Here is a 17621-nt window from a genome sequence, read left to right on the forward strand (position 1 = left end):
CGCCGTTTAGCGGCTGGAGGTTTCCTGCTCTCTGGAAGCCGGGAGCTTATGCGAGGCGGTTGAGCTTCTTGATGTTCACGCCCGCCAGGTATGGCTTCGCACTCTCACCGAACGACTGGAAGTGCTCAGAGGCTGCGTGCTTTTCGAAAGCTTCTTCGTCTTTGAACTGTTCGATCATGACTAGCTTATTGTCATCTTCTAGGTCGCGATGAAGTTCATAGGAAATGTTGCCAGGTTCCGCGCGCGAAGGTTCGATGAGCTTGAGAACTTCTGCCTTCAGGTTTTCGATTTCACCTGGTTTGGAAATGATTTCGGCAACAATAATGATTTTTTCCGACATAATTCATCTTTCGTTGGCTTGGGCCCCATTACTGACCTCCAAAACAGGCAACCCAGAAAACAGTGCTGGCGCTCTTATCCCAGCTAACAAAGCCGACTAAAAAGGAGGGAGACGACTCTCCCTCTACGATAAACCAGCAACTTATTGGGGCAAGGGAAGTGGCCTACGTGTGAATGCGAAGGTATACCGTCCCGATATTATATTTTTCCCAATGAATTAGATTGTGCGCACAATCTGCGCCATCGGGCGGCGTGTCTTTTCGACGGACGGTTCGGAAGCGCGGTATCCGAAGGCGGCCATCACGCAAACCCGGTATTTGTCGGTGTCTACACCATAGTCTTCTCGTGCCACTCGGTTTGCTTCGTCCATGTCAAACCCTTCAATTGGGCAGGAGTCGATACCAAGCAGCGCAGCCGCAGTCATCATGTTGGCAAGGGCGATATAGGCCTGCTTTCCAGCCCAGTCGCTGATTTGTTCTGGCGATGTAATCTTGAAGTCGCTCACCTGGAACGTCTTGTAGGCGGTCGTGCGGAACGCCAAAGCATCTTCTGGAAGCTGCTTGATATCACGCATGAAAGTCTGCAGGTAGTCACTGTCATGGCGCATTTGCTTTTCGGTGTGGGTCAGGATCACCATAAAGCGGCTTGCGGTGCCAAGCTGACCGGTAGAACCACTGAACTTGCCATTCGCCCCCCAAGAGAACTCCCGCAGCTTTTCACGTTGCTCTGGCGTGTCGATGACAAGGATCTGCCAGGGCTCAAAGCCGAAGGAACTTGGAGACAACCGTGCGGCCTCCAAAATGGTGTTGAAGTCTTCCTCTGAAATGTGTCGTGCCGGATCGAAAACCTTGGTTGCATGGCGAAACGTCATGGCTTCGATGAGGGCCTCGCGCGAGATGGCTGGAACAGTCACAGGTCATTCCTTTTTCTGGTGTGCGGCCACAGCGAGGCCCTAAAGCTTATTAGAGACAATTACTTATTGCCTCGCTTACAGCACACGATTGATGTTGACCGGAACATAAGAGGTTGGCAAAATCGAAACAATATCGCTTGTTGCGCAAAAAGAATTTGGAAAATCCAAATAATGAGTTTCGATCTGAAATCTATTCAACTCTTCACGCGCATCGCGGCATTGGGTCAGATTGGTGCTGCGGGCCGGGAGTTCCGGCTCTCTCCAACCTCGGCGACGCAGCGGATAAAAGCGCTTGAGAATGTTCTGGGCACCCGCCTTTTGAACCGAAGCACGCGTTCCGTTTCGCTAACGCCCGATGGCGAGGCCTTTTTGCGACACGCCACGAATATCGTCGCCAGCATGGATGAAGCGTATTCCGAGCTATCTGGCGAAGCGGAGGTCTCCGGCACCTTGCGGGTCACCTCCTCCGCAACGTTTGGACGGCTCTATATCATGCCGCATCTGCGCCGCTTTATGGACTTGCATCCGAAACTTGAGCTGGAGTTGAACCTCAGTGATACGGTCTTGGACATGGTTGAGGGCGGGTTCGATCTGGCCTTGCGTATCGGGGTGCTTCGAGACTCTCAGCTCCTCGCCAAAAAGCTTGCCCCCTGTCGGCGCGTTCTTGTGGCCTCGCCCTGTTATCTGGAAAAGCACCCGCCGATTTCAACTCCCGCAGACTTGAGCGTGCATGAGTGTTTGGTGGATGGCTACAAAAACAGTTGGCGGTTCCGTCACCCGGACGGGCGTGAGGAGAACGTGCGTGTCAGTGGACGTTTCAAGTCAAACATCGGAGAGGCGTTTTCCGCCGCTGCGCTGGATGGTTTCGGTATTGCGGCCTTGTCCCTTTGGCATGCGCATGAGGCGCTAAAACAGGGCGCGCTGCGTGTGGTCCTGCCAGAGGTCGAGCTGCTACCCGATTGGAACATCTATGCAGTGCAGACAAGCACGGGCCATACCCCGGCACGTGTTCGGGTTTTCCGTGAGTTCATGGAGGCCGAACTCAAGCTGCAACAGCCGATATGGGAGGAAGCGCTGCGTTAGCTTTCGGAAAGCAAGGGTCGAGGGGCGCGCTACGCCCGCCCCTCTCTGGAGGTCAGCCAGTCGACAGATCAGTCGATCAGCTTACCATCCGGGCCGAAAAAGGGGTGAGGCCCGGAAAAGTTGCCGATGAAACTCTGATGAGACACCAGCGTATCGTTATTCCAATAAAACAGTCGCAGGCTTGGCGGATCCATGGTGAAGGAGGAAGCGCCCTCAGGATCCAGATCCAGTGTAACGATATGCGCAACACATGAACCGATGCTTACCGGAATGCCGTTCTTCATGGAATCGATGTTGCGGTGAACGTGCCCGCACGCAATGTGAAGCACTTGCACCTGATCGCGGAACAGCGGCCAAAAGTCCTCGTCAGCATTTTGCAGCATGATGCGATCCATGTGCTTGATGCCGGTTTCAAACGGCGGATGGTGAATGAAGATCAGTGTCGGCTGGTCTTCGTGGGCCTCAAGTTCGGCTTTCAGCCATGCCTGTTTATCTGCACCAAAGTGACCCTCGGACTTACCGGGAACCGAGCTGTCGAGGCCAATGATCCGAAGGCCTTCCCGCTCAATGGAGAACGTCAGTGCGCCCTGTTGTGACAGGTAGTCGTGATCGGAAAACGCCTCGCGCATGACGCGGTAGTCGTCATGATTGCCGGGGATCACATGGTAGGGCATTGACAGACGGTCAAGCTCCTTGCGCAGGACCGCATATTCTTCACGCGTGCCGTAGTCACCCAAGTCCCCGCTCACAACCACAAGGTCGATTGCCGGTTGGAAGGCGTTGAGATGGTCGACTGCCCTTGCCAGTGCCCCGAGCGTATCCACGTGTCCGTAGGCAAGACGGCCCTCCGCCTTGATGTGAAGGTCGGTAAGCTGCGCAATGATCATTGGTTTGTACTCCAAACGGGCAGTACACCGCCCTCGTCAATTTTGAACTTGAACACGTCACCCGGCGCTGGCGCACTCGCCCATGCCCCTTCAAGCGTGAGGCGCTGCCCGCCGGGCATTTCCACCACAACCCTGTGGCAGGAACCGAGGAATGCTGCCGTTTTCACGGTGCCCTCAAGGCTGCCGTCTGCGTTGTGGCTCTCTTCAATCCGCTCAATGGTTTCCGGCCTGAAACAAAGGGTATTGCCGCCAAACGCGGAAGAGCGCGGCGTGGCCACAGGCTTCTCCTGCCCATCTGGCACAAATCCCTCCCGCGTCCACTTGCCGGAGAGCGCATTGGTTGCGCCGATGAAGGTTGCAACGAACATGTTCACGGGCTGGTGGTAGATTTCCTCCGGCGAGCCGATCTGTTCGATGGTGCCTTTGCTCATCACCACGATCCGGTCGCCAAGGGCCATGGCCTCTGCTTGGTCATGGGTCACGTAGATGGCGGTAATGCCAAGGCTGCGCAAAAGGGCGTTGATTTCCATGCGCAGGTCATCACGCAAGGTGGCATCCAGCGCGGTCAGTGGCTCATCCAGCAGCAACACACGGGGACGGGGCGCGATGGCGCGCGCAAGCGCCACACGCTGGCGCTGTCCCCCTGAAAGTTGATCGATGGAGCGGTCTGCCAGCTCATGGATGCGCATCATCTTGAGCATGTCCTCAACACGGGCGTCCCGCTCGGCCTTTGAAAGACGTTCGTTGCCCTGCCCCGTTGTCAGGCCGTACCCCACGTTTTGGCGCACGGTCATGTTGGGAAACAGCGCGTAGGATTGGAACACCATGCCCACGTGGCGCTTTTCAATTGGCAGACGGGTTACATCCTCACCGTTGAAGAGCACCGCGCTTCCGTTATCCGGGCTTTCCAAGCCGGAGATGATGCGCAGCAAAGTGGTCTTGCCGCACCCGGAAGGGCCAAGCAACACCAGCGTTTCACCGGCCTCAATCGTAAGCGTCACAGGCTTGAGGACCTGTTGGCCGCCAAAGCTCTTTGCGCAGTTCATCAAGGAAATTTCGGTGCTGCCGGAGCCAGTCTGGGTCATCGTCATGATGAAAAGATCCTTTGAAACTCAGCGTCAGCGCCGGGCTGACTTGCGTGCGCGGCCCGTCTCGCCAAATTTCTGCATGGCGATCAAGAGCGGCACGATCATGATGAAGAAGACAAGGGTGTACGCGCTGGCCACTTCCAGCCGCATGGAGGCATAGGAGTCTGCCAGCCCCACCGGCAAGGTCTTGGTCAGCGGCGTGTGAAGCATCCACGAGAGGTTGAACTCACCAATTGAAAGGGTCACCACCATCAAGCTGCCCGCCAAAATGCCCGGCATGGCATTGGGTACCACAATGTCAAAGAAGCGGCGGCGTTTGGCGGCCCCCAAACTTGCAGCGGCCTCCTCATACTCATGGAGCGGAATGGAGGACAGTACCGCCAGCACGGAGCGCACCATGAACGGCAGGGTGTAAAGCACATGGCCCACCAGAATGAACGCCCAGCTCATGCGGAATTCGCGAAAGCCGCCATAGGTCTGGATCAGCGCCAGTGCGATCGCAAGGCCGGGAATGGCAACGGGCAGGATTAGCGTTTCCTCAAAGATGCGCGCCCAACGGCTTTTGGAAAGAGCCAATGCATAGGCGGCTGGAACACCTGCCACCAGCGTGATGATGAGGCATGCCAGGGCGATGCCCATGGAGCGCCAGATGGTGTCCTGATAGAGGTCCCAGACCTGCACGACCCATTCCAGCGTCAGGCCGCTTTTGATGCCGAGAAAGAAGTTCTTTGTCAGGCCCGCCATGACGGACATGATTACCGGCACCACCAGAAAGGCCACGGTGAGAAGGGTAAGCGCGAGCGCGGAATAAAACAGTGTCTTGCGTTGCATGGTCCCTACCCCGCTGCGGCAACGTTGTTGCCGGAGAGCGAACGCGCAATGAACAACGCGGCCCACGTGATCAGCCCCAGCACAACGGAAAGGCTGGCGGCACTTGCCATGTTCGCGCCAAGCGTGAACTCGGTATAGATGGTCATCGCCAGCACATCGATTTTGGTTGCAAGTGTGAAAGCCGTGCCAAACGCGCCAACGGATGTGGCAAAGCAGATGGCGCCTGAAGCAATCAGTCCGGGTTTCAAAGCGGGCAGAAGCACGTCTTTGATGACGCGCCACTGGCTCGCACCCAGAGAACGCGCGGCTTCTTCCAGCGAAATGTCGAGCTTCTCGGCTGCCGCCATAACGGTCAAGATCACCCGTGGGATCGAGAAGTACAGATAGCCGAGGAACAGGCCGGTCATGGAGTAGGCAAACACCAGCTTGCTGCCGGTCACCGCTTGGCTCACCGTTCCGATGAGGCCCTGACGGCCCGCGAGCATGATGATGAGAAAGCCTATGACGACACCGGGAAACGCCAGCGGGAAGGTCAGCATGGACACAAGCAGATTGGACCCTGGAAACTTGTTGCGTACCAAGAACACGCCCACGATGGTGGAAATGACCAGCGCGGTCAGTGTCACCACGAGGGAGAGCACCAGCGTTGCAATCAGCGCTTCGCGGTGGCGCGGCACGGTCAGGATGCTCCAATAGGCGGCCAGCCCCTCTTCTCCGCTGGCACCGGTGATCACCAGTTGCACCATGGGCAGCGCAAAGAACGCCAGAACCAGAATGCTCGCCGGAAGCAGCAAAAGCCCCATTGAAAGCGAGGAGTGTTTCATTGGATAGGTCCAGAGAGTTGGGATGGGCTGCGCGCGTTTGTAGCGCGTTTTGAAAGCCCCTTCAGAGCCGATGGGTGGGAGACCCTGAAGGGGGAGACGAAGTGCGGATTAGCGTACTTCGTTCAGATAGGCCTCTTTGAAAGCTTCCTGGGCTGTCGCCATTTTGGCGTAGTCCACTGGCTTGGCGCGGGCGTATTCTGCTTCTGGCAGGAACTTGGCAGCCGCTTCCTCAGACATTGCAGAGGCGCGCACTGGACGCAGGAACGCGTTTGCCCAAACAGCCTGACCCTTGTCTGACATGATGAAATCAAGGATTTCCTTGCCCTTTTCCGGGTTCGGAGAGTTCTTGACCAAGCTCATCACATAGGGAACCACAACGGTGCCTTCCGCTGGAATGACGAACTCAACATTGGCTTCGTCAGTGTACTTTGCGCGGTAGGCGTTGAAGTCGTAGTCCAGCAGGATCGGGATTTCGCCGGACAGGACGCGGGCATAGGAGGTTTGCTTTGGAACGATCGGGTCGTTTTCACCCAGTTCCTTGAACCAGTTGATGCCCGGCTGCCAGTTGTCGAAATCACCGCCCATGGCGCGGTTCACGGCAACTGCGCCAGCATAGCCGACGAATGCGGAGGTTGGGTCAAGGTAGCCCACCATGCCGCGGTACTCTTCCTTGAGAAGATCGGCCCATGAGGTTGGGACTGGTGCCCCGCCCAGAGCGTCCTTGTTCACGAAGAAGCCCAGAGTGCCAGAGTGAATGGTGAACCAACGGCCTTCCGGATCCTTCAGGCCTTCCGGAATTTCGTCGAAATGCGCTGGCTTGTAAGCCTCAACGACGCCCTTTTCACCGGCCTGAATGCCAAATGACACGCCATAGTAGGCAATGTCTGCGACCGGGTTGTCCTTTTCAGCCAGCAGCTGGGAAAGGGTTTGGCCGGAGTTCTTGTTGTCGTGTGGCAGAACATACCCGAGTTCTTTCTCGATGTTCTTCAGCTGGCCTGCCCAGTCTGCCCATTGAGGAGGACAATTGTAGCAAATCGCGTCTGCCGCTTGCGCTGAAGCGAAAGGCGCACTAACCATGAGAGTTGCGCCGAGCGCGACGGACTTCAGTACCTTCGAAAACATAACAGTACCCCTGTTCATGCTTTTGGTTGCAATGGGTCTGAGGACGATGGTGGGGACTTGGTTGCAGCCGGCCCCACCGACTCGCCCTCTTGATAGTCGTGGGCAAGCAACTGCGTTGCAGCACAGGCCTCCCCTTTCAACTGGCTGAGCACGAGGGCAGCAGCCTTTTCACCCATCTCTCGCGACGGCTGGGTTATGGATGCGAGAGTGGGAGACATGAGGGAGCCGATGGCAATGCCATCCACCCCGATTACAGAGACATCGCCGGGGACGCGGACGCTGCGGCGGCGCAGCTCCTTCATCACAGCAATGGCAAGAAGGTCATTGGAGCAAAACAGCGCGGTCGGGCCGGTGGCAGAGCCCACATTCAGACTGTCCAGCGCGCTGGCAACTTCGGCGCTTACGAAATCCACTTCGCACACGCGAGGGTTCGGCAAGCCCGCTTCCGTCAGTGCGCGTTCAAAGCCCATGCGGCGTGCGCGGCTTCGGTCTGACGCGGAAAAGTGCCCGGCGATCATGGCCATGGACTTGTGCCCCAAGGCGATCAGCTTCTTTGCCACATCCCGGCCAACCTGCTCATTGTCAACGGTCACCAGCGGCATGGCATCGCGTGTTGCATCGTTTTCCTGATTGAACACCAGCACTGAGGGTACTTTTGCGGCTTTCAACAGCGCCAAACCTTCGCATTGGGACGGGTTGGTCACGGTCAGGATTGCGGCGTCCACCTGATGGTTCAGGAATGTCTGTATGCCGTCCAGCTCCAGCTCCCTGTCATACTCGGAAACGGTTGCGAGCAAGGTGTAGCCTTCACGGCGGGCATGATCGTTCACCCCTGCGAAGATTTCAGCGAAGACAGGGTTGGAAAGCGAGGGAATTAGGATGCCGATATTGCGCGTTTGGCGGGTTTTTAACGACCGACCGGCCGCAGAGGGCCGATAGCCAAGAGCTTCCACTGCGGCATGCACCTTAGCGGCAACTTCAGTGCTCACACGCCCTTTGCCTTTGCCATTCAGCAAACGCGAGACGGTGGCAACAGAAACACCTGCGTGTTGTGCAACATCTTTGATGGTCGTTGAACCGGCCATGGTGGACAGTCATCCTCGTTAATCTCGAGGGGCGAAGGTAAACGTTTACCTCTAGGGTTCAAGTGAACTTTTGATGACGTTTTTTGAGATGAAATGTCAGAGGCTTAGGTGATTGTGCGAAAGTGCTGATTGTTCTCGTTCGGGCTTGGTCCGTCCTCACACGTACGTGTCACTTCGTGTTTTTGGTGTTGGTACTCGGTCGTTAAGGGGCTTTGGGGTGTGTCACTGTCGTAGATGACGACATTTATAAGTGTCTATACATATAGTTTTGGGTCTATCATTTAACGCTCTTATGGATGTATCAATGTTAGTTATATTTTAAAATACTATGCAATGTGAAGAACAGTTGGGGGATATTGGAAATCTTAACTAATCTATACTTTCAATAGGTGGCATATAGATATATTAGGTTGTACCAGTTACACAAGAAATCGAGTTCGATCCATGTCACGAGCACATCTTTCAGCGAGATCATCCATCAGCATACTCAATAGCATCATGACCAAGGTACTGATTGTTGCAATTGGTGCCGTGTTTGTGGTTTTCGCTGGCTTTGCCTACTACAACGATGCGTTGCAGAGCGATTCAATCAGCAAAGAAGTTTCCAACTATCTGGACAGTGTTGGCAGCACCACTGCAAACAGCATCAACAATTGGCTGCAAGGCCGTATCATGTTGACCTCGGCTGTGGCTGAAATTGCCGCCAACCTGGAAGAGGGTGAGGATCCTGTCACCGCATTGAAGCGTGACTTCATGACCGAGAACTTCGAGTTCTCTTACATGGGCACACAGGATGGACAGTTTCACATGTGGCCAAAAGGCCCGGTGCCGGATGGCTTCGATCCACGCACCCGCCCATGGTACAAGGATGCGGTTCGTGCAGGCGGAGCGGTTCTAACCGAACCCTATGTGGCGACTGCAAATGGCGAACTCACACTGTCCGTTGCCGCGCCAAGCACCCATGAAGGCCGCCTTGCGGGTGTTGTCGGCAGCGATTTTACAATCAACGAACTCGTTGAGATGCTCCAGCAGGCCAACCTGAACGGTGCGGGCCATGCCTATCTTGTTTCTGAAACCGGCAAGGTCTTGGTTCACAGCAACCGTGAGTTCATGGACAAATCCCTGACGGATATCTACCCGGAGGGCGCGCCTGCCATCTCCGCAAAGATTTCTGAGGTTGTTGAAGGCGACCATACCGCGCTGATTACCTTCCGGGAAATTTCTGGCCTTCCGGTCAAGTGGTATGTCGCGTTGTCCTTAAACAAGGATGTGGCATTTGCAAACCTGACGCGTTTCCGCATGTCAGCAGCCATTGCCACCGGTCTAGCGGCGTTGCTGATGATTGTCGTACTGGGCTTCTGTCTGACCAAGATTGTTGCCAAGCCGCTGCGCAAGATCACCGAGGCCATGTCCATCCTCGCCATGGGTAACCACGGTGTTGATGTGTCTGGTACGGATCGCAAGGATGAGATCGGCGAAATGGCGTCAGCAGTGCTTATCTTCAAGCAAAATGCCATTGAGCAGGAAGAAATGCGCCTTCTGCAGGCTGAAGAGGAAGAAGCCAAACGCCGCCGGATGGAGCGCGTTGACGAGCTGATCTGCGAGTTTGACCGAGCAGTGGGCGATGTTCTGGGGACTATCACCTCCTCCTCTTCCGAGCTTGAGAGCACGGCAACCCACCTCACCTCCACGGCGGACGCTGGAAGCGAGAACGCGGCCACTGTTGCGGCAGCTTCCGAAGAAGCGTCAACAAATGTGCGCTCGGTCGCTGCGGCATCAGAGGAGCTGGCAGCTTCCATTTCCGAAATCGCTCGTCAGGTGAACAAGTCCCGTGAAATAGCAGAGCGTGCATCCGGCGCGGCTGCCGAAACAGACAACACCGTTCAAAGCCTTGTGGCGACGACGGACCGCATCAGTCAGATCGTTGGCTTGATCAGCGATATCGCAGAGCAAACCAACCTTCTTGCATTGAACGCAACGATTGAGGCCGCGCGCGCGGGTGAAATGGGTAAAGGCTTTGCGGTCGTGGCTTCCGAGGTCAAGTCGCTTGCCGACCAAACCTCCAAGGCAACGGAAGAGATCGCAGGTCAGATCAACTCCATGCAGTCGGTCTCCAATGAAGCGGCAACAGCGATCCGTGACATCGGGAGCGTCATTAACGAGATCAATGCCATTTCCTCCGAAATCTCTGCAGCTGTCGACCAACAGGGCAGTGCCACACAGGAGATTGCCCATAACGTCAGTGAAGCGGCGAAGGGTACCCAGGAAGTCTCCGAAAGCACGGTCTTGGTGAAGCAGGGTGCCTCCGATACCAAGCACAACGCCTCACGGGTGCTGACTGCGGCGCATGACCTTTCCGGCAAGTCCGACACCCTGCGTGAAACAGTGGAACACTTCGTCCAATCAATCCGTTCTGCCTAACTCACGCTATACATGACTTGATTTAAGTCTCGGGCTCGCATCACGGTGCGGGCCCTTCTTTTTGGTCAATGCTTACCCTTGGAAAGATGAAACGAATCCTCGCAATAATCGACCAGTAAATCCCGAATTTGATTTGCGCCGCCGAAGAACTCTTATTCTGGAACGGCTTTTTCTATCATTTTCATGTCAAAATTGCTTACTTTAACGGTTATCAGGCCACTTCCTGCACGACATGCGGGAAAACCCCTGCCATTATGGTGAATAAAAATAACCCATAAATGTTTGGTTAGGGTTTGCATCGCTACCCTAGGGGCAATTCGATCACTGAAAATCCGGGCCTAAAATGACATCTTCACATTCTCAGCAAACGGCTTCCGTCAAGCTGCTCGACAGCATCATGACGAAAGCTCTATTGGTTGCCGCCGCGGCCGTTTTCTTCGTTTTTGCCGCTTTCGCGCTCTACAATGATGCGTTGCAAAGCAGTTCCATCAAAAAGGAAGTGTCAAGCTTCATGGATAACGTGGGGCAGACAACGGCGAACAGCATTAACAACTGGCTTCAGGGCCGCATCATGCTGATTGATGCGGTGGCCGAGACCGCCGGAAAAGTGCCTGCCAATGAGAATGTGGGTTCTGTGCTCCAGCACAGGTTCATGGAGGAGAACTTTCAGGCTTCCTATATCGGTGAAGAAACCGGGAAGTTTCATATCTGGCCGGCTTCAGACATGCCCGCCGATTACGATCCACGCGTGCGCCCTTGGTACAAGGATGCCGCGCGCAAGGGTTCAGCGGTCCTTACGGATCCTTATGTAGATGCTTCCTCTCAGGAACTCATCATTTCCGTCGCTTCCCCAGTGCGCGGGAGCCGCGGTCTGATGGGTGTGGCAGGCGCTGACTTTGACATTGGCCGTCTGGTGAGCATGTTGCAACAGACCGACCTTAACGGGGCGGGCCACGCCTTCCTCGTTTCAAACTCTGGCAAGATCCTTGTTCATTCCGATAGCCGCCTGATCGCCAAGACATTGAATGAGGCTTACCCTAAGGGTGCGCCGCGTATCTCCAATGAGATTTCTGAGGTCGAGGACGGCGATGGCACCTCGCTGGTCACTTTCCGCGCCATTGATGGCTTGCCGGTTGACTGGTATGTGGCACTGTCCATGGACCGTGACGTTGCCTATGCCAACCTCACCCAGTTCCGCATCTCTGCTTCGATCGCGGTGGTGCTGGCAGCTCTGGTCATGGTTGTGGTTCTCGGCGTGTTCTTGACAAAGATGGTTGCAAAGCCAATCCGCGACATCACCGGCGCCATGGGAAGTCTTGCGCATGGCAACAACGCGGTTGAGATCGCAGGTGTTGGACGCAAGGATGAGATCGGCGCAATGGCTGATGCGGTTCTGATCTTCAAGCAAAATGCGATTGAAAAAGAACAGCTAGCTGCACAGCAGGCTGAGGAAGAAGCTGCAAAGCAGCGCCGTGTCGAACGCGTGAACCAGCTTATCCTGGATTTCGATGGCAGCGTGAGTGAGGTGCTGGAGACAATCAGCCGGTCTTCCGGGGATCTGGAAGGCACAGCCTCTCACCTGAACATGACGGCTGAATCCAGTGCCCGCAGTGCCGCGACAGTGGCAGCGGCCTCTGAAGAAGCCTCAACCAACGTGCGTTCCGTGGCAGCCGCCTCGGAAGAGCTGGCAGCGTCGATCTCCGAGATTGCACGTCAGGTGAACAAGTCTCGCGAGATTGCAGAGCGCGCAGCTGGTGCAGCGACGCAAACGGACGGGACCGTTCAAAGCCTTGTCACAACAACGGATCGTATCAGTCAGATCGTGGGTCTCATCAGCGATATTGCTGAACAGACCAACCTGTTGGCGCTGAATGCCACCATTGAGGCGGCCCGTGCCGGTGAAATGGGTAAAGGGTTTGCGGTCGTGGCTTCTGAAGTGAAGTCCCTCGCCGACCAGACCTCCAAGGCAACGGAAGAGATCGCAGGTCAGATCAACTCCATGCAGACTGTCTCCAATGAAGCGGCAACGGCAATCCGCGGAATTGGTTCGGTGATCAGCGAAATCAACGCCATCTCCTCCGAGATTTCCGCAGCTGTTGATCAGCAGGGTGCAGCCACGCAGGAAATCGCTCATAACGTCAGCGAAGCGGCCAAGGGTACGCAGGAAGTGTCCGAAAGCACCGTTCTGGTGACGCAAGGCGCTTCTGAGACCGAAGAAAACGCGCAGCGGGTTCTTTCTGCCGCTAATGACCTTTCTGCCAAGTCCGCCAACCTGCAGAATACGGTGAGCGACTTCGTGCAGGCGATCCGTACCGCCTGACGCACAACATGGCCCATAAAGTGAAAAGGCTCCCATTCTTGGGGGCCTTTTTTATGCGCTTGCGATGGGATTAGTCTAGGAGGGCAGCGTTGTAAGCAGATGCAGCCAGTGCTGTGTCCAGCGCAACGAGCTTCAGAACGGCCTCCTGCGCTTGAAACTTGAGCGCATTATCTAGCCCCGCTGCGCCGAGGATTTTTGCTCTGATCAGTTCGGAAAATACGGCGGAGCCTGCGATGTACCAACCAAATGGCAAATCTCGCACGCGATAGCTGATCGCCATGCGCATGGTCGAACGCACATAGTCTTCACCAAGGCGGCTCGTAAACAGCATGGTGATGTTTCTTTTTTGCTTGTCTATCAGAGCGCTGCGTTCGGCGTAGGTGTAATCGCCAAGACCGTCAATCAAACTCGTGCGGTCGTGAAACGCCACCAGAACATCGTCCAGCTCTGGCGCAATGTGAGGCCAAATGGACAACAGAACAGTCAAATCGCCCTCAGTAATGCCGAGGAAACGACGATAATCGGGAACAATACTGTCTAGGTCCGAGTAAAGGTCCATCTCTCGCTAACATAAACAACGCCACAACTAAGAATTGACTAGCAAACCTAACTCTACGAAACAAGCTGATAAGGATGATGCATGCTTAAGCGAACTCTAAATTAATGCATTGATCAGCAACGCCAGTGGGAAAACTCTCGTGGGTTCATAGGAGAATTGATCAAGTAGCTCTCAGAAAAGCCTTTGAATAGAACCTGTTGCCGCTTGAGTTGACTAGGATGGCGCCATGTAGAGTGCGCAACTTGAGCTAAAATCTGCGCAATTCATAGATGTGGAAAACTTCAGCAACAAGATTTTGGTGCGCTAGGTGCCTCGTTTAATCCAGCAGCACAGCTTCATAGGCGGAGGAAGCGACAGCGATGTCCAGTGAGACCAGCTTGCAAATGGCGTCTTCAGCCGCCCTCGCCCTTACCGGATCCCCCTCATGGCAAGCGGCAACGTGTTTGCAGATCATCTCTCCGATCACCACGTGGGAGTTGATGTACCATGCCAGAGGCAGGCCCTCTTCTCGGTGAGCCAGCGCCGTACGCATGGTTGAAGCAACATAGGCCCCGTCCAGCTTTCCATTCAAGAGAAGGGCAATATGTGCTTTTTGTTTGCGGATCAAAGCCGGGCGTCGGGCCGCGGTGCGTTCGCCGAGGCCCTGCACTTTATCGGTCTTGTTGTGGAATTCGGAGAGGAGCGGTTCCAGTGCCGGCTCAAGTTCAGACCAAAGCGAGCGAGCTGTTTCAAGCATCTGATCATCGATGCCAAGAAATGCCCGGTACTTTGGAATAACGCTGGTCACTGGACGGTGTAGGCTCATAATTCCCTAAAACTCTAATTAATTCGCCAGCGTAACACCTAGGGTAGCATATGTCCTGACACAACACGCCAAGAGTTCATATTCTGTGTTTTCCTGAGATTTGTGCATCGCACTGCAAAATATTGCTGCGCGATGCACGGGATTCACGCGTCTATGGGGTCGGCGCGCTCATGTGGCGCATGAGGAACGCTTGAAGGTGTCTCCAGTGTTCCAGGCTCGACAGCCGGAAAGGATGGCTCTTTGGTCTTGCCCCAGATCAGGCGGCGTATGTCTTCTCCAATGGAAAGAAGAACCGGGATCAGGATCAAGGTGATCAGCGTGGCAAAGATTTCGCCATAGGCCAAAGACACAGCCGCTGGGATCAGGTAGCGCGCTTGCTCCGAGGTTTCGCTCATGAGTGGGATCAGGCCAACCACCGTGGTGGCTGTGGTCAGGAAAATTGCCTGAAACCGGTCTACCCCACAGCGGAACGTGGCATCCTCGTGAGACATGCCCTCCTCTCGGGATTGGAGATAGAACGTCATCATCACCAGGGAGTCATTCACGACCACGCCGATCAGAGCCAGAACACCGAAGAACGACAGCAGCGAGAACGGCAGGTCCATGATGCCATGGCCAATGACCGCCCCAACGAAACCAAAGGGCACCACCGACATGATGAGCAAGGGTTTCCAGTAGGATTTCAGCGGCACTGCAATCAAGATGTAGATCAGAAGCCCGGCGATGATGAAGGCGCGCAGCAACCCGCCTTTCATTTCTCCAATGTCTTCCAGCTCACCGCTTTGCTTCAGCTCAACGCCCGGATATTTGGCCTCGATCTCCGCAGCAAACGCGCCGAACAGCGCTTGCCCGAGTTCTTCCGGGGGCACCACTTCACGGTTTACATCCGCCGAGATCAGCGAGATCTGAGAGGAATTGCGCCGGGTGATTTCATTGTTGACATAGCGGGCTTCTACATCTGCCACAGCCTGCAGCGGAATCCATGTGCCGTCGGCACTCTTGAGGCGCAGCTGCAGAAGGTCCTCAATGGTGTTGCGGGCTTCCAGGACGGAGCGCACCACCACACGAACTTCCGAGGTGCCTCGTTGAATGCGCTGTGCTTCACCCCCGCCGAAGGCATAGCCAATCTGGCTGGCGAGGCGTTCCGAAGAGAACCCGAGATGCCGTGCTTCTGGCTTCAGGCGCAGGCGCAGTTCCGGCTGGCCAGAGTTGAATGTGTCGCGCACATTGCTCACACCTTTGAAGCTGGCAAGCTTATCTCGCACTTCAGCTGAGGCGGCTCGCAACAGCTCAGCATTTTCGCCAAGCAAGCGAATTTCAAAGCCGCCGCTGAACTCTTCAAAACCGGAGAACGAGATTTCAGAGATGCCCTCCAACTGGCCAACCCGCTGTTCCCAAGCCTCCATGATGTCGCGGGTGGTTAGGTCTGGGCGCTGTTCGGAAGGAATAAGCTCCATGTACAGGGAGGCGTTTGCAGCCCCGCTCATGTAAGTGAAAAGGTGCTCAATGGGTTGTTTGTTCTGCGGAACGCGCTGTGCAAACTCTTCGTTCAGTTCCAGCGCTGCTTGTTCGATGATCTCCACGTTCTTGCGTGTCAGCTGCACCGGTGCGCGGGAGTCCATCTCCATGCTCACTGAAACAATCTGCCCCGGTACATTGGGGAAGAAGGTGGACTTGATCTGCCCGGTTGCCATCAAGCCGAAGACAAAGGTAGCAACGGCAAAGAACAGCACCAGCACGGCGTAGCGATTTGCCAGAGCAACCTTGAGAACCGGTGCGTAGATCTTGTCGCGAAACCCGAACAGCCCGGAGCGGAAAAATCGCTGCACATGTCCCCAAAGGCGCGCGGGCAGAGACTTCTTGGTCTCACTGTGAATGGAGATATGCGCAAGGTGGGCTGGCAGGATCAGCTTGCTCTCCAGAAGGGAGAAAAGCAGCGCAAGGATCACCGCACCTGCAAAGCTGGCGAGCACCTTGCCCAAGGGGTTGTCGATGAGCAGCATGGGCGCGAACGCCGCAACAGTGGTCAAGACACCGAACACGGTGGCAATCGACACCCGCTCAACGCCGATTTCCGTGCCTTTGATGGGATCAGCAAATCGGCGGCGCTGTTCGTGAACGCTTTCACCCACCACCACGGCATCGTCCACCAGAATGCCGAGCACAATGATGAAGCCAAAGGTGGTGATGTCATTGAGCGAATAGTCGATCCAGCCTGTCGTGGAAACCGCCAGCGCGCCGGCCATGGAAATTGGAATGCCCATGGCCACCCAGAAAGCGAGCTTCACATTGAGGAAGATCGCCAAGAGCAACGCCACCAGAAACAGGCCCTGCACGGCACTTGAGCTGAGCAGTTGCAACCTGTCAGAGATGTAAGTGCTGGAATCGCCCCAGATCTCTGCAGTCACGCCCTCCGGCAGTGTGCGGTTGAAGTCCTCAATGATTTCATTTGCTTCTGCCGAAACGTCGAGCAGGTTGTCCTTGCGTCCAATGAGCACTTCCATGCCAACAGACTGAAGGCCATTGAAGCGGGTTTGAAAGTCTACCTCTTCAAAGCCATCCGTGATTGTTGCCACGTCGCCGAGGTAGGTGGTGGAGCCATCTGCCCATTCGATGAGCGGGATCTGTCGATAATCCTCTACCGAATAGGCTTGGCTATCTGCGCGCAGGGAAATGTATCCCCCTTCCCGGCGCAGCGTGCCGCCCTGAAAATAGAGCGAGCTTTCCTGAATCTTTGCCATCACTTCTGAGATGGTCAGATCCAGCCTCTCGAGCGTGCCGGGTTTCAGCTCAACAGCAATTTCTTGTCCCTGAAGCCCCCAGTCGTTGACGCGAGATATCTCCTCGCCTGCCAGCAAGCGCAGGCGCAACGAACGCGCAAGGCTTTGCAACGTTTTGAGGTCCGTCTCACCGTGGATGGAGACATAGAGCGCGGGCACATCGAAATTGTTGGTTTCGATGATCGGGCGGCGGGAATCCTTGGGAAGGTCATACACGCCATCCACCTTGAGACGCACGTCATCCAGCAGCTTTTGCAGCTCGTAGCCATTCACCTTTTGAATGCGAATTCTGGAGAAGCCCGGTTCAGAGACGGAGCGGATGTTTTTTACGCCCTGCAAGCCTTCTATGGCTTTCTCAATCTTGCGAGTTATCTGCTGGTCAACTTGCTCGGTGTAGGCGTTGGGCAGCGTGGTCGTCACCACCACCGTGTCCGCAGGGATCTTGGGAAATCCCTCGATGCGCATGGTCATGAGGGAGGTCACCCCCACCACGAGCAGGAACACCATGAGCAGGTTGGCCGCAACCGGGTTGCGAATAAACCAGTTTGTCAGCGCAGTCATGGG

At 55.6% G+C, this 17621-nt stretch carries 14 protein-coding genes; 3 read left to right on the forward strand and 11 right to left on the reverse strand.

From position 1 onward, the window contains the following. Positions 1-46 precede the first annotated feature (46 nt). Together PUV47_RS12890 and PUV47_RS12895 are read right to left on the reverse strand one after the other, a co-directional pair. Positions 47-340: a putative quinol monooxygenase gene (locus tag PUV47_RS12890; RefSeq protein WP_274218978.1), complete on the reverse strand. Its 294-nt coding sequence runs from the start codon at positions 338-340 to the stop codon at positions 47-49. A 216-nt stretch (positions 341-556) separates the two neighbouring features. Further along, positions 557-1252: an NAD(P)H-dependent oxidoreductase gene (locus PUV47_RS12895; RefSeq protein WP_274218979.1), complete on the reverse strand. Its 696-nt coding sequence runs from the start codon at positions 1250-1252 to the stop codon at positions 557-559. Positions 1253-1423: 171 nt separating this feature from the next. Here PUV47_RS12895 and PUV47_RS12900 point away from each other — a divergent pair, with 171 nt between their 5' ends. Further along, on the forward strand, positions 1424-2335 hold the full coding sequence (locus tag PUV47_RS12900; RefSeq protein WP_274218980.1) for a LysR family transcriptional regulator: 912 nt from the start codon (positions 1424-1426) through the stop codon (positions 2333-2335). 68 nt (positions 2336-2403) lie between these two features. Here the strand turns inward: PUV47_RS12900 and PUV47_RS12905 are convergent, their stop codons facing one another. The 6 genes from PUV47_RS12905 to PUV47_RS12930 form a co-directional block, all read right to left on the reverse strand. After that, on the reverse strand, positions 2404-3222 hold the full coding sequence (locus tag PUV47_RS12905; protein WP_274218981.1) for a phosphodiesterase: 819 nt from the start codon (positions 3220-3222) through the stop codon (positions 2404-2406). Beyond that, the gene (locus PUV47_RS12910) at positions 3219-4313 is read right to left on the reverse strand and encodes an ABC transporter ATP-binding protein (RefSeq protein ID WP_425313766.1); all 1095 of its coding nucleotides are present in this window, start codon (positions 4311-4313) and stop codon (positions 3219-3221) included. Before PUV47_RS12910 ends, PUV47_RS12905 begins: the two co-directional genes overlap by 4 nt. A 27-nt stretch (positions 4314-4340) precedes the next feature. Next, entirely contained in the window at positions 4341-5141 is an 801-nt protein-coding gene (locus PUV47_RS12915) for an ABC transporter permease (RefSeq protein WP_274218982.1), read from the reverse strand. Positions 5142-5146: 5 nt separating this feature from the next. Further along, positions 5147-5965 (reverse strand): ABC transporter permease, encoded by an 819-nt coding sequence (locus tag PUV47_RS12920; RefSeq protein ID WP_274218983.1) that lies wholly within the window; start codon positions 5963-5965, stop codon positions 5147-5149. Positions 5966-6073: 108 nt separating this feature from the next. Continuing rightward, a complete protein-coding gene (locus tag PUV47_RS12925) occupies positions 6074-7087 on the reverse strand; it encodes an ABC transporter substrate-binding protein (RefSeq protein ID WP_413697797.1) in 1014 nt (337 codons plus the stop codon). A gap of 14 nt (positions 7088-7101) precedes the next feature. Then, on the reverse strand, positions 7102-8172 hold the full coding sequence (locus PUV47_RS12930) for a LacI family DNA-binding transcriptional regulator (RefSeq protein ID WP_274218984.1): 1071 nt from the start codon (positions 8170-8172) through the stop codon (positions 7102-7104). 444 nt (positions 8173-8616) lie between these two features. Between PUV47_RS12930 and PUV47_RS12935 the strand changes: the two genes are divergently transcribed. Both PUV47_RS12935 and PUV47_RS12940 read left to right on the forward strand, forming a co-directional pair. Next, entirely contained in the window at positions 8617-10593 is a 1977-nt protein-coding gene (locus tag PUV47_RS12935) for a methyl-accepting chemotaxis protein (protein WP_274218985.1), read from the forward strand. 343 nt (positions 10594-10936) lie between these two features. Then, entirely contained in the window at positions 10937-12913 is a 1977-nt protein-coding gene (locus PUV47_RS12940; protein WP_274218986.1) for a methyl-accepting chemotaxis protein, read from the forward strand. A gap of 70 nt (positions 12914-12983) precedes the next feature. Here PUV47_RS12940 and PUV47_RS12945 read toward each other — a convergent pair whose 3' ends face one another. From PUV47_RS12945 to PUV47_RS12955, 3 genes are all read right to left on the reverse strand, one after another. Next, positions 12984-13472 carry a protoglobin family protein gene (locus PUV47_RS12945; protein WP_274218987.1) on the reverse strand — a complete coding sequence of 163 codons (489 nt, stop codon included), beginning with the start codon at positions 13470-13472 and terminating at the stop codon, positions 12984-12986. 316 nt (positions 13473-13788) lie between these two features. After that, positions 13789-14277 carry a protoglobin domain-containing protein gene (locus PUV47_RS12950; RefSeq protein ID WP_274218988.1) on the reverse strand — a complete coding sequence of 163 codons (489 nt, stop codon included), beginning with the start codon at positions 14275-14277 and terminating at the stop codon, positions 13789-13791. A gap of 143 nt (positions 14278-14420) precedes the next feature. Then, a complete protein-coding gene (locus tag PUV47_RS12955; RefSeq protein WP_274218989.1) occupies positions 14421-17618 on the reverse strand; it encodes an efflux RND transporter permease subunit in 3198 nt (1065 codons plus the stop codon). Between the last annotated feature and the right edge of the window lie 3 nt (positions 17619-17621).

It is taken from the genome of Pseudovibrio exalbescens (assembly GCF_028737195.1).
GTDB classification, from domain to species: Bacteria; Pseudomonadota; Alphaproteobacteria; order Rhizobiales; family Stappiaceae; genus Pseudovibrio; species Pseudovibrio zosterae.

Excerpts from the sequence above, each read along its gene's own strand:
- PUV47_RS12955 (WP_274218989.1), bottom strand. The coding sequence starts at position 17,618 with ATGACTGCGCTGACAAACTGGTTTATTCGCAACCCGGTTGCGGCCAAC.
- PUV47_RS12945 (WP_274218987.1), bottom strand. The coding sequence starts at position 13,472 with ATGGACCTTTACTCGGACCTAGACAGTATTGTTCCCGATTATCGTCGT.
- PUV47_RS12935 (WP_274218985.1), top strand. The coding sequence starts at position 8,617 with ATGTCACGAGCACATCTTTCAGCGAGATCATCCATCAGCATACTCAAT.
- PUV47_RS12940 (WP_274218986.1), top strand. The coding sequence starts at position 10,937 with ATGACATCTTCACATTCTCAGCAAACGGCTTCCGTCAAGCTGCTCGAC.
- PUV47_RS12915 (WP_274218982.1), bottom strand. The coding sequence starts at position 5,141 with ATGCAACGCAAGACACTGTTTTATTCCGCGCTCGCGCTTACCCTTCTC.
- PUV47_RS12950 (WP_274218988.1), bottom strand. The coding sequence starts at position 14,277 with ATGAGCCTACACCGTCCAGTGACCAGCGTTATTCCAAAGTACCGGGCA.
- PUV47_RS12900 (WP_274218980.1), top strand. The coding sequence starts at position 1,424 with ATGAGTTTCGATCTGAAATCTATTCAACTCTTCACGCGCATCGCGGCA.
- PUV47_RS12920 (WP_274218983.1), bottom strand. The coding sequence starts at position 5,965 with ATGAAACACTCCTCGCTTTCAATGGGGCTTTTGCTGCTTCCGGCGAGC.
- PUV47_RS12910 (WP_425313766.1), bottom strand. The coding sequence starts at position 4,313 with ATGACGATGACCCAGACTGGCTCCGGCAGCACCGAAATTTCCTTGATG.
- PUV47_RS12905 (WP_274218981.1), bottom strand. The coding sequence starts at position 3,222 with ATGATCATTGCGCAGCTTACCGACCTTCACATCAAGGCGGAGGGCCGT.
- PUV47_RS12925 (WP_413697797.1), bottom strand. The coding sequence starts at position 7,087 with ATGTTTTCGAAGGTACTGAAGTCCGTCGCGCTCGGCGCAACTCTCATG.
- PUV47_RS12890 (WP_274218978.1), bottom strand. The coding sequence starts at position 340 with ATGTCGGAAAAAATCATTATTGTTGCCGAAATCATTTCCAAACCAGGT.
- PUV47_RS12930 (WP_274218984.1), bottom strand. The coding sequence starts at position 8,172 with ATGGCCGGTTCAACGACCATCAAAGATGTTGCACAACACGCAGGTGTT.